This is a genomic window from Caballeronia sp. NK8 (genome assembly GCF_018408855.1).
GTDB lineage: Bacteria > Pseudomonadota > Gammaproteobacteria > Burkholderiales > Burkholderiaceae > Caballeronia.
On the sequence record NZ_AP024322.1, the window covers coordinates 1,918,661 to 1,931,042 of the forward strand.

The 12,382-nt window shown below is 65.4% G+C and carries 11 protein-coding genes; 3 read left to right on the plus strand and 8 right to left on the minus strand.

What is annotated here, in order from left to right:
* Positions 1-47: 47 nt before the first annotated feature.
* Positions 48-887, minus strand: a complete 840-nt coding sequence (locus NK8_RS09175; RefSeq protein WP_213226129.1) for a ferritin-like domain-containing protein — start codon at positions 885-887, stop codon at positions 48-50.
* Between the two features lie 204 nt (positions 888-1,091).
* On the opposite strand from NK8_RS09175, the gene NK8_RS09180 reads away from it, so the two are divergent.
* From NK8_RS09180 to NK8_RS09190, 3 genes are all read left to right on the plus strand, one after another.
* A complete protein-coding gene (locus NK8_RS09180; protein ID WP_061177272.1) occupies positions 1,092-1,616 on the plus strand; it encodes a gamma carbonic anhydrase family protein in 525 nt (174 codons plus the stop codon).
* A gap of 54 nt (positions 1,617-1,670) precedes the next feature.
* On the plus strand, positions 1,671-2,621 hold the full coding sequence (gene hslO, locus NK8_RS09185) for an Hsp33 family molecular chaperone HslO (protein ID WP_213226130.1): 951 nt from the start codon (positions 1,671-1,673) through the stop codon (positions 2,619-2,621).
* Between the two features lie 163 nt (positions 2,622-2,784).
* Positions 2,785-3,135 carry a hypothetical protein gene (locus tag NK8_RS09190; RefSeq protein WP_162065926.1) on the plus strand — a complete coding sequence of 117 codons (351 nt, stop codon included), beginning with the start codon at positions 2,785-2,787 and terminating at the stop codon, positions 3,133-3,135.
* 70 nt (positions 3,136-3,205) lie between these two features.
* On the opposite strand, the gene ftsB is transcribed toward NK8_RS09190, so the two are convergent.
* From ftsB to NK8_RS09225, 7 genes are all read right to left on the minus strand, one after another.
* Entirely contained in the window at positions 3,206-3,670 is a 465-nt protein-coding gene (gene ftsB / locus NK8_RS09195) for a cell division protein FtsB (RefSeq protein ID WP_061177275.1), read from the minus strand.
* Between the two features lie 114 nt (positions 3,671-3,784).
* A complete protein-coding gene (eno, locus tag NK8_RS09200) occupies positions 3,785-5,068 on the minus strand; it encodes a phosphopyruvate hydratase (RefSeq protein ID WP_213226131.1) in 1,284 nt (427 codons plus the stop codon).
* A 390-nt stretch (positions 5,069-5,458) separates the two neighbouring features.
* Positions 5,459-6,313: a 3-deoxy-8-phosphooctulonate synthase gene (gene kdsA, locus NK8_RS09205; protein ID WP_162065928.1), complete on the minus strand. Its 855-nt coding sequence runs from the start codon at positions 6,311-6,313 to the stop codon at positions 5,459-5,461.
* Entirely contained in the window at positions 6,310-8,004 is a 1,695-nt protein-coding gene (locus tag NK8_RS09210) for a CTP synthase (protein WP_213226132.1), read from the minus strand. Before NK8_RS09210 ends, kdsA begins: the two co-directional genes overlap by 4 nt.
* A 183-nt stretch (positions 8,005-8,187) precedes the next feature.
* Entirely contained in the window at positions 8,188-9,009 is an 822-nt protein-coding gene (locus tag NK8_RS09215; protein WP_213226133.1) for an alpha/beta fold hydrolase, read from the minus strand.
* A 16-nt stretch (positions 9,010-9,025) separates the two neighbouring features.
* The gene (locus NK8_RS09220; protein WP_213226134.1) at positions 9,026-11,509 is read right to left on the minus strand and encodes a DNA internalization-related competence protein ComEC/Rec2; all 2,484 of its coding nucleotides are present in this window, start codon (positions 11,507-11,509) and stop codon (positions 9,026-9,028) included.
* A 64-nt stretch (positions 11,510-11,573) separates the two neighbouring features.
* Positions 11,574-12,362, minus strand: coding sequence for a TatD family hydrolase (locus NK8_RS09225; protein WP_213226135.1), 789 nt, complete (start codon positions 12,360-12,362; stop codon positions 11,574-11,576).
* Positions 12,363-12,382: the final 20 nt, after the last annotated feature.

A 12,382-nucleotide genomic window follows, 5' to 3' on the forward strand; every position in this document is an offset into this window, starting at 1 on the left:
AATGTAAAAAAGGATGATCGTTCGATTATAGCGGCGATGCGCGCGCACTACCCGGCATCGTCGAGGCCGGCGAGCGCGCGCAGTTCCGCTTCGTCGAAACCGGCCTCGCGGCGCGCCTCGAAGTTGAACGGGCCGCGCAGCTTCGGCGCGTGGTATTGCGCGGCGAGGCGTTCGTAAGTCGCGTGCGGGTCGAGATTCGCGCCGTCGCAGAGAAAACGGAACCAGCGATTGCCGATCAGCACATGGCCGATCTCATCGCGCAGGATCACGTCGAGAATCGCCGCCGATGCGTGATCGCCCGCCTGCGCGAGACGCTTGCGGATCGGCGGCGATGCATCGAGTCCGCGCGCCTCGAGCGTGCGAGGCACGAGCGCCATGCGTGCAAGTACGTCGTCGCGCGTGCGCTGCGCCATTTCCCACAGTCCGTCATGCGCGGGAAAGTCGCCGTAAGCGTGGCCGAATTCCGCGAGACGCGCGTTCAACAGCGAGAAGTGATACGCCTCCTCCGCCGCGACTTTCAACCAGTCGAGATAAAAATCACGCGGCATCGACGAAAAGCGCCAGGCGGCATCGAGCGCGAGATTGATCGCGTTGAACTCGATGTGCGCGAGCGCGTGCAGCAGCACGGCGCGCCCCGCATCCGACTGCATGCTGCGCCGCTTCAGCGACGACGGCTCGACGAGCGCCGGACGCGCCGGCCGTCCGGGCAGATCGGCGGGTTCTTCGAGCGTGGCTTCAGGATCGATGCGCGCAGGCTCGGCGCACACCGCGTCGAACAATGCGCGGGCGCGCGCCGCCTTGGTCGCGGGCTCGCACTCGCGCAGGATGGCGAGCGCCGCGCGGCGCGCGCAGATTTCGGCTTCGAAGGAAATCACGGGGTCGTGCATCGAACTGTCTCAAAAACGGCGTCGAAAATCGCGGTCGCAGCGGACGCTTACAGCAAACAGCTAAAATGGTAATCCCGGCGAACGCCACGCATCGCGCAACAGTCGGCGCAACGACGACGGCCATGACCGTCGAGCCGCACCGGCAGGCGCGCATTTTAGCGCCGCCAGCGCCCCACCCTCACGACATCAAGCCCAGGAGACAAAGTGGCCATCTACAAACTCGGCGACGACGCCCCGACCATCCACGAAAGCGTGTTTCTCGCGGACACCGCGACCATCATCGGCCGCGTGACGCTCGAGGAAAACGCGAGCGTCTGGCCCGGCGCGGCGCTGCGTGGCGATAACGAACCGATCGTCGTCGGGCGCGGCAGCAACGTGCAGGAAGGCGCCGTGCTGCATGCCGACCCCGGCTTTCCTCTGACAATAGGCAACGATGTCACCGTCGGCCATCAGGCGATGCTGCACGGCTGCACGATCAAGGAAGGCGCGCTGATCGGCATTCAGGCGGTGGTCTTGAATGGTGCGGTAATCGGCCGCAACTGTCTGGTTGGCGCGGGCGCCGTCGTCACCGAAGGCAAGGTGTTCCCGGACAACACGCTGATTCTCGGCTCGCCCGCGAAGGCGGTGCGTGAAATCGGCGAGGCGGATATCGCCCGCATGCGCGCGGCCACGGCAAGTTATGCCGACCGGCGCGAATATTACAAGGCGCAGCTCGTGCGCATCGGCTGAAACATCGGCTGAAACCCGGAAGAACGGGCGAGCTTCAACATTCAAGGAAGAGTTGTGAACGACCAGTTGCAGAAATTCATGTTCAACGCGGCGCCCGTGCGCGGCGAGATCGTCTCATTGCGCCACACGTGGCAGGAAGTGCTCGCGCGCCGCGCCTATCCGGCGGCCGTGCGCAACGTGCTCGGCGAAATGATGGCCGCGTGCGCGCTGCTGTCGGCGAACCTCAAGTTCGACGGCACGCTCGTCATGCAGATCTACGGCGACGGCCCGGTGAAGATGCTGGTCGTGCAGTGCGATTCGAGCCTTGCGCTACGCGCCACCGCGAAGCTCGCCGAAGGCGCTGGAAGCGAGCTCGACAACGAAATGTCGCTCGCCGACCTCCTGAACCGTCACGGGCGCGGCCGCTGCGTCATCACGCTCGATCCCACCGACAAAAAGCCGGGTCAGCAACCGTATCAGGGCATCGTGCCGCTGTCGGGCGAGCACGGCCCGCTTGCGTCGATGGCCGAGGTGCTCGAGCACTACATGCATCACTCCGAGCAGCTCGACACGCGGCTGTGGCTCGCCGCCGATACCGATCGCGCCGTCGGCATGCTCCTGCAGAAGCTGCCGGGCGATGGCGGCATCGTGCCGCATCCGGGCGAGCACGACGCGGACACCTGGCAGCGCGTCTGCCATCTCGGCAGCACGCTGTCGACGGCAGAACTGCTGAAGGAAGAGCCGGAGACGGTCTTCAAGCGTCTGTTCTGGCAGGAAAACGTGCAGCATTTCGATCCCGCGCCCGCGCGCTTCCAGTGCACGTGCTCGCGCGGCAAGGTCGGCGGCATGCTGAAGATGCTCGGCCGCGAGGAAGTCGACAGCGTGCTCGAGGAGCGCGGCAACGTCGAGGTGCACTGCGAGTTCTGCAACCAGCGCTACGACTTCGACGCCGTCGACGTGGCGCAACTTTTTGTCGCAAAAGAACTCTCACAAGGCGTGAGTCCGGCGCCGGACCAACGGCACTGAGCGCGCCGCAAAGCCTTGTGCAGCGGGCGTTACGCGGTGTTCATCGCAGGCGCCGGAGCACGGCGCGCGGTCGTCGCGCCCACCCGCGGCGGGTGTTCGCCCCAGCCTGCCACGCGCTATGATTGGAGTCTTGCTTAGTTGTCCGACCCGCTGGAGGTCGCAAATGAATACCGCCACGCTCAACTGGAAATTGCTGCCGTGCCTCGCCGGCGTCGCGCTCGTCGCCGGCTGCATGATGGACCCGCCCGGCCCCTCGCCCATCTATAGCCGCCTGCCCGATACACCGCCGGCGGTCCAGCAGACGCTCACGCCGCAGCAGCAGATGGAGCGCTACAACGCCATCGACAAGCAGGCGCTCAACGAATCGCAGCAGGCCGCGGCCGCGGGCAATGCCGCCAAGACCATGTCGCAGTTCTCTGCGCCCATGCCGGTGTCGGTCTACGGCGGATATTCCAGCGGCGGCTGGGGCGGGCCTTACTGGGGCACAGGCGTCGGAGTCGGCACCTGGTGGTGAGCGAAGCCGAATAAAAAATGGCGCGATCGATGACCGCGCCATTTTTTTGTTCCGAACAAAGCTTATCGCGCTACTGCGGCGCGCCCTGCTTTTTCTTCGCTTCAGCCGCTTTTTCCTTCTGCGCTTTCTTGTCCAGGTCGCGCAACTCCTGCTTCGAACGCGAAACCGGATTCGGCACCACGCGCAGCGGCGCCGCCGAGACCTGACCGCGCGTCGAGCCGTTCATGCCGGGCACGTTGGCGGAATTGACGGGCGCGGTGGAATTCGGCGAGACGAACTGCACGAACACCTCGCTGTCCTTCACCATGCCCATCTCATAGCGCGCGCGCTCTTCCACGGCCGCGGTGCCGCTTTGCAGGTCCTGCACTTCGCCCTGAACGCGCTCATTGCGCAATCTCAGGTTCGTGTTCTTGTCAGTCTGCTGCGCGAGCTGCTGCTGCAATTCATGCACGCGCAGCCAGCCGCCGTGCCCCCACCAGAGCGGGTATTGGATCAGCACCAGCAACAGAACCAGAACGACAGTTACGAGCCGCATTCACGTAGCCGAAATAAGCGCCGCCCCGCGGCGGGAAACCGTTGGGCGGCGGGCTTCAAAAGATGACGCTTCAAAGACGCCTTAGCGTCCTTATCGACCAAAGCGGCGAAAGCTTTAGCGCAAGTTGTAGAACGCCGACTTGCCCGGATAGCTTGCGATATCGCCGAGATCTTCCTCGATGCGCAGCAACTGGTTGTACTTCGAGATGCGATCGCTGCGCGACAGCGAACCGGTCTTGATCTGGCCGGCGTTCAGGCCGACCGCGATATCCGCGATCGTCGAGTCTTCCGTCTCGCCCGAGCGGTGCGAGATCACGGCCGTGTAGCCCGCGCGCTTGGCCATTTCGATCGCCGCGAAAGTTTCCGTCAGCGTGCCGATCTGGTTGATCTTGATCAGGATCGAATTGGCGATGCCCTTTTCGATGCCTTCCTTCAGGATGCGCGTGTTCGTGACGAACAGGTCGTCGCCGACGAGCTGGATCTTCTTGCCGAGGCGCTCGGTCAGGATCTTCCAGCCTTCCCAGTCGCTTTCGTGCATGCCGTCCTCGATCGACACGATCGGGAACTTGTCGGCGAGCGTCGCGAGATAGTCGGAAAATTCCGCCGACGACAGTTGCAGGCCTTCGCCGGCCAGCTGGTACTTGCCGTCGTGATAGAACTCGCTCGCCGCGCAGTCGAGCGCGAGCAGCACGTCTTCACCGGCGCGATAGCCGGCTTTCTCGATGGCTTGCAGAATCGTCGACAGGCACTCGTCGTTGCTGCCGAAGTTCGGCGCGAAGCCGCCTTCGTCGCCCACCGCCGTGCTCATGCCGCGCTCGGCGAGAATCTTCTTGAGCGCGTGGAACACTTCCGCGCCGCAACGCAGCGCTTCGCGGAAGGTCGGCTGGCTGACCGGCACGATCATGAATTCCTGGATATCCAGGCTGTTGTTCGCGTGCGCGCCGCCGTTGACGATGTTCATCATCGGGACCGGCAGTTGCATCGCGCCCGAACCGCCGAAGTAGCGGTACAGCGGCAGGCCGGCTTCTTCAGCCGCGGCCTTGGCGACGGCCATCGAGACGGCCAGCATCGCGTTCGCGCCGAGGCGCGATTTGTTTTCGGTGCCGTCGAGTTCGAGCAGGGTCTTGTCGAGGAAAGCCTGTTCCGAGGCGTCGAGGCCCATGATGGCTTCGGAAATCTCGGTGTTGATGTGTTCGACGGCCTTCAGCACGCCCTTGCCGTTGTAGCGGCCGGCTTCGTCATCGCGCAGTTCGATGGCTTCGCGCGAACCCGTGGACGCGCCCGACGGTACCGCCGCGCGGCCCATCGTGCCCGATTCGAGCAACACGTCGCATTCGACGGTCGGATTGCCTCGCGAATCGAGAATCTCGCGGCCGATGATATCTACGATAGCACTCATGATTTCCTCAAGAAATGACGATGAATTCTGTCAGTCACAACGAAGCGCGCGGCGTGCTTTTACACTTCGATACACGCCGCTACGCGCTTCACTGGCCTCGCTCAGACCTTTTCGATGACCGCCGGGTTCAGTTCCGGCGCTATCGAGCGGTCGTACCGGGATCGGCGCTGCGACCGGGCGCGGCGCGCGTAACGCCGCCGCATCGCCAATCGAGGCCGATCCGTATCGCTTCGGTGGGGAGCGGGCGCTGGATCCGCCGGCCGGCGCGGATATCGCCCTGATGTGCTGCGCGCTCCTCCGTTGCTCTGATCACTCCAGGTGACCTATTCTCTCGCGACGCGGGCGGCGATGATGCGCCGCCCGTGCCGTACTGCCTGTTGCAGCAACCGCTCAGTTGAAATCGTTCTCGAGGAACGGGCCGCTCTTGACCGCGCGATCGATGGTGATGAGCGTCGCCAGCAGCGCTTCCATGTGCTGCAGCGGCACCGCGTTCGGGCCGTCCGACTTCGCGCAGGCCGGGTCCGGATGCGTCTCCATGAAAAGACCGGCGACGCCCGTCGCGACCGCCGCGCGCGCGAGCACCGGCACGAATTCGCGCTGGCCGCCCGAGCTCGTGCCCTGCCCGCCCGGCAACTGCACCGAGTGCGTCGCATCGAACACGACCGGCGCGCGGGTTTCGCGCATGATCGCGAGCGAGCGCATGTCGGACACGAGGTTGTTATAGCCGAACGACACGCCGCGCTCGCACGCCATGAAGCGGTCTTCCGACAGACCCGCTTCACGCGCCGCGTCGCGCGCCTTGTCGATCACGTTCTTCATGTCGTGCGGCGCGAGGAACTGGCCCTTCTTGATGTTGACGGGCTTGCCCGAACGCGCGCACGCGTGGATGAAGTCGGTCTGGCGGCACAGGAACGCGGGCGTCTGCAGCACGTCCACGACCGATGCGACCGCTTCGATTTCATGTTCGGCGTGGACATCGGTGAGCACCGGCACGCCGAGTTGCTTCTTCACTTCGCCCAGAATGCGCAGGCCTTCGTCCATGCCGAGGCCGCGAAACGACTTGCCAGAGCTACGGTTAGCCTTGTCGTAGGACGACTTGTAGATGAACGGCACGCCGAGCTTCTCGGTCATTTCCTTGAGACGACCGGCGACGTCGATCGTCATTTGCAGCGACTCGACAACGCACGTTCCCGCGATCAGAAAGAACGGCTGGTCGAGCCCGGCTTCGAAGTGGCACAGCTTCATGCTTGCGCTCCTGCGGTGGCCGCGGCCCGCGCCGGCGCTTTTGCGTCGCCAGCCAGGGCGTGCGAGCGCGCCGCTTCGACGAACGCCTTGAAGAGCGGATGCCCGTCACGCGGCGTCGAGGTGAATTCGGGGTGGAACTGCACGCCGACGAACCACGGGTGCAGCGACTGCGGCAACTCCATCATTTCGGGCAGATCCTCGCTCGGGGTACGGGCGCTGATGATAAGCCCGCCCGCCTCGAGCTGGGGCACGAATCGGTTATTGACTTCATAACGGTGACGATGACGCTCGTTCACATCGCTGCCGTAGATGCGCTCGGCCATCGTGCCGGGCTTGATCGGGCACTTCTGCGAGCCGAGGCGCATCGTGCCGCCGAGATCGGACTCTTCGCTGCGCTTTTCGATGCGGCCCGCGCGGTCGTACCACTCGGTGATGAGCGCGACGACCGGGTTGGTCGTGTCCTGATCGAACTCGGTGCTGTTCGCATCGGCGAGGCCGGCGACGTCGCGCGCGAATTCGATCACCGCGAGCTGCATGCCGAGGCAGATGCCGAGATACGGCGTCTTCGATTCACGCGCGTAACGGATCGCCTTGATCTTGCCCTCCGTGCCGCGACGGCCGAAACCGCCCGGAACGAGCACGGCGTCGAGATGCTTCAGTGCATCGGTGCCTTCGGCGTCGATCTGCTCCGAATCAATGTACTCGATGTTGACCTTGGTCGACGTATGGATGGCCGCGTGACGCAGCGCTTCGATCAGCGACTTGTACGACTCCGTGAGCTCGACATACTTGCCGACCATGCCGATGGTCACTTCGTTCTTCGGATTCTCGAGCTTCTCGACGAGGTTCGCCCACATCGTCAGATCGGCCGGCGGCGGCGAGAGCTTGAGCGCTTCGCAGATGATGTCGTCGAGGTGCTGGTCGTTGAGCATCTGCGGAATCTTGTAGATGCTGTCCGCGTCCCACACCGAGATCACGGCGTCTTCAGGCACATTCGAGAACATCGAGATCTTGGCGCGCTCGTCGTCCGGAATCGGGCGGTCTGCGCGGCACAGCAGCACGTTCGGATAGATACCGATTTCGCGCAGCTTCTGCACGCTGTGCTGCGTGGGCTTGGTCTTCAGCTCGCCCGCCGTCGCGATGAACGGCACCAGCGTCAGATGCACGAAACACGCGCTGTTGCGGCCCATGCGCAGGCTCATCTGACGCGCGGCTTCGAGGAACGGCAGCGATTCGATGTCGCCCACTGTGCCGCCGACTTCCACGATCGCCACGTCCGGCTGGCCGCACGTCGCCGCAGCGGCGCCGCGCTCGACGAACGCCTGGATTTCGTTGGTGATGTGCGGAATGACCTGCACCGTCTTGCCGAGATATTCGCCCCGGCGTTCCTTGCGGATCACCGATTCGTAAATCTGGCCGGTCGTGAAGTTGTTGGCCTTGCGCATCTTCGTGCTGATGAAGCGCTCGTAGTGGCCGAGGTCGAGGTCGGTCTCCGCGCCGTCTTCCGTCACGAACACTTCCCCGTGCTGAAACGGGCTCATCGTGCCGGGGTCGACGTTGATGTAGGGATCGAGCTTGAGGAGGGTGACTTTCAGACCGCGCGATTCGAGGATCGCGGCGAGGGAGGCGGCGGCAATACCCTTGCCAAGGGACGAAACTACGCCGCCGGTGACGAATACATATTTGGTCATCGCTAGATGCTCGCGGGAAAAACGGATTATACCGTAAAGGCAGGTTCCCACGAAGCGCGCGCGAGCCGGAAATTGCCTGCAAATGCGCGCTTTTCGAAGCGATTCGCGCGGATCATTTCGCCGCGCGCGCGTCAAGTCCTCCGCGCGCGCCTGCACCCCGCCCGCGCTTTTTTGCGCACCGCGTCACGTCGATGCCCGCATCGCCTCCAGCAGGCGCTGCACGGCGCGCGCGGTATCGATCGGGCGCTCCATCGGAAAGAGATGGCTGCCGTCCATCCATTCGAAATGCTCGCCGGCGATGCGCCGCGTCATGCCCAGGCCCACCTGCCGCACCTCGCGCGAGCGCGTCCCCGCGATGAAGCCGACCGGCACCGGCGCGCCGTGCGCGAGCCGCGCGCCGAGCGTATGCGGCAGCGTGCGGTAGATCAGATATTCGACGTGACGATCGAACGCGAGCGCGCGCGTGCCGCTCGCATGCGCCAGCGGAATGCCGAAGTCGATATAGTCGGACAGCATGCGCTCGTCCCAGCGCGCGAACGCGGGCTTCGCCAGAAAATGCCGCCAGGCCTCGTCGCGGCTTGCCCACTGTGTGCGGCGATTTTTTGTCGCGGCGGCGGGCGAGAGACGCTCGTCGAGCCCGGTCCATTGCGTGACGCGCAAAAGCCCGCTCTTCCAGCCAGCGATCACCGGTGAATCCAGCATCACGACACCTTTCACCCACTGCGGGCGCTTCAACGCCGCCATCAGCGACAAATAGCCGCCGAGCGAATGCCCGACCAGCCACACTTTCGGATGCGCTTCGTCAGCTTCGCGGCGATAGCGGCTCATGTCGTCGATGAGCTGATCGACGAGATACGGCCAGTCGCGCGTGACCGGAAAACGCGCGTCGTGACCGATGCGCTCGATGCTGCGAATCTCGTAATCGTCGGAAAGTTCGGCAAAAATCGTGCGATACGTCGACGCCGGAAAACCGTTCGCGTGCGAGAAATGGATGATGTCTTTCAAGCGTGTCTCTATTTTTCTAGCGCGCCATCCAGTAGCGCGCGTGCGTTTGCCTGAAGCGCTCGAGCACGATTTCCGGGCCGATATCGATGCGCGCCGCGCCGTCGTCATCGCTGCGCGAGAGCGCGATCTCGCGCAGCCCGAAGCGCGCGTACACACTCGGGTGCGGATGGTGAAAGCGGTTGCGATAGCCTACCTGAAATATCGCCGCGAGCGGCCCGACGGAATCGAGGAAAGGCTCGGTCGACGAAGTGCGGCTGCCGTGATGCGGCACGATCAGCACATCCGCGCGCAACGCGGCGGCGTCGCGGGCGATCAGCGTGCGTTCGACATCCGCTTCGATATCCGCCGCGAAAAGCGCCGCGCGCCCCGCCGCGCTCGTCACCTTCAGCACGCACGACTGATGGTTCGGCTTGCCCGAAAGCGGCCCCGGCTCGGGCCACAGCATGCGGAACTCGACGCCGTCCCAGGTCCAGCGCTGCCCGGCGGCGCAGCGCAAAACCGGCGCGCCGCGTGAGCGCGCGCCGGACCACAGCGCGTCGTTCGCGGGCAGCGACGCGAGCAACTGGCGCACGGCGATCGACTGCAACACGGCGGGCGCGCCGCCCGCGTGATCCGAATCGGAATGGCTGATGACGAGCGCATCGAGCGCGCGCACGCCTGCGGCCTGCAGATACGGCACCACGATGCGCTCGCCCGCGTGCGTCGATTCGGGACCGGGACCGGCGTCGAACAGCAAGGCGTGCCGCGCCGTTTCGACGATCAGCGCCGAGCCCTGGCCGATGTCGAGCGCGGTGACGCGAAACGCGCCGTGCGCCGCCGGATGCGGCACGCTCGCGACGAGCGGCAGCCACGTCAACGGCGCGGCGAAGCGCAACGGCCAGCCGCGCGGCGCGAGCGCCCACGCGACGCCGGCGCACGCTGCCGCCAGCGCGAACGCATCGGGCTGCGGCAGATGCCAGAGCGGCGACGACACGGCATCGGCGAGGCGCGCGAGCAGGTCGCAGAGCACCGACAGCGCGGCATGCGCGGCGTGGAGCAGCGGCGCGTCGAGCGGCGCGGGCAGGATGAGCCCCGCGAGCGTGGCCGGTGTCACGAGCACGCTGATCCACGGAATCGCGAACGCATTCGCGATCGGACCGACGAGCGGAATCTGCGAGAACCAGTAAACCGTGAGCGGCGCGAGCGCGATCGTCACCGCGTATTGCACTCGCGCGCCCGACGCGATGTGTCGCCGCACCCGAGCGCCCAAGCGCGCCACGATCGCGACTTTCCGACGCCTCACCGCCGGCTCGGGACGCTGCCCGACCTCGCCCGGATCGACGCGATCCCATTGATCGATGTCGTCGTGGTCGTCCGGCTGCGCGCGCGACTCGACCCGTCCCGCCGCCGCGATCGCATGCAGGATCGCCGCCACGGCGCAGAACGACAGCCAGAACCCGGGCGACGTTACCGCCCAAGGATCGGCGATCAGCACGAACGCGAGCGCCCACAGCAACACGAGCGACGACGCCGGTCGCCGCCCGCACAGAAACGCGATCGCGACGATCAGCAGCATGCCGAGCGTGCGTTGCGCAGGCACGTTGAATCCGGCGAGCGCGGCGTAACACGCGGCGAACAGCGCCGCACCGACCGCCGCCACCTTGGGCGCGGCGACGATCAACGGCGCGGGCACGCCCCGCCACCTCACGCGCTTCCAAACGAAGCCGGCGATCAACGCCGCCAGCCCCGCGACGAAGCCGATATGCAATCCCGATATCGCGACGAGATGACTCGTGCCGGTCGCGCGCATGACGGCCCAGTCGGCATCGCTGACGGCGTCCTGCGCGCCCACCGCGAGCGCGACGATGATCCCGCGATGCGGCGCACGTCCGAGCACGGTTTCGATCCGCTCGCGCGCGCGTGCACGCAGGCGATCGATCGTCAGACGCGGGCCTGTTGCATCGGGATTGAGGCGCTGTGGGACGCGCGCGGCCGAGACATAGCCCGTCGCGCGAATGCCGCGTTCGAGCAAGGACACTTCGGCATCGCGCAGGCCGAAGTTCGCGTTGGCGTGCGCGCGCTTCAGACGCGCGCTCAGCGTCCAGCGCTCGCCGGCATGGAGTTTCGTGCGATTCTCCGATAGCCATGACAAGCGCACGAGGCGCGGAAAGTCCTGCAAACCGGCGCCGTTCGCCTCGACGTCGAAGAGAAAGCGCGTGCCGTCCTCCCGTTGCTCGGGAAGCCCGCGCACGAAGCCCGTCAATTCGATATCGCGCTGCTCGTATTCGACCGGCAACTGTTCGCGCAGCCGGATATCGGCGCGTACGGCGGCATACGCGAAGCCCAGCACGCAAACCGCGACGGCAAAGCTGGCAACGCGCAGGCGCGGCCCGAGCAGACCGAGCGTCATCGCACCGCCGAACAATGCGCAACACGCGAACCACGCAAAACCATCCGGCAAGCGAGCCTGCTGCTGCAACCACCAGACGCCACATGCAAATCCCAGCAGAATCGCCCGCACATCTTCCTCTTCGTTTTCGTTGCCGCAGACGCTCGCTCAGAGAGACGAACGTCGATCGAAACGATTATGAAGAGGCGAGCGCGAGCCGTGGGAGCGCGGCGTGAGCGTTAGCCGTTGTGCCTAGGGAAAGCGCGTTTTCGTCGATGCCGCGCAACTGCGCGAGCACCTGCGCGATGCGCGCGACCTGATCCGGCGTATTGCGCTGCTTGTAGCGCCAGGAGGGCGCGATATCCGGCGCGTCGGTTTCGAGCACGATCGCGTCGAGCGGCAGATCGGTCGCGAGCCGGCGAATCTGCAGCGCGCGCTCGAACGTGAGATTGCCGCCGAAGCCGAGACGCATGCCCTGCGCGATGAACGCTTCGGCCTGCTGAAAGCTGCCGTTGAACGCGTGCGCGATGCCGCAATGAATGCCGTGCACGCGCAGCCCCTTCAACACCTTGTCCTGCGATTTGCGCACATGGCAGATCACGGGCAGATCGAACTCGCGCGCCAGCTTGAGCTGTTCGTTGTAGAAGAACTGCTGGCGGGCATCGTCGAGGGTCGGCACGAAGTAATCCAGCCCGATTTCGCCGATGCCGACGAAACGCGGATCGTCCAGACTCGCTTCGATCTCATCGCGCAGCACGCGCAGATCGTCTTCATGCGCGCCCGGCGTGAAGAGCGGATGGATGCCGAGCGCGTACGCGCCGCCCGCGATGCGATGCGCGAGCGCGCGCACCGTGGCGATATTGCCGCGATCGACGCCCGGAATCACGATGCGCGTCACGCCCGCGCCCAGCGCCGCAACGGCGACGGCGTCGCGGTCCGCATCGAACTCGCCGGCGTCGAGATGACAGTGCGTATCGATCCACATGGCGTCTCCCGCGCGGAACG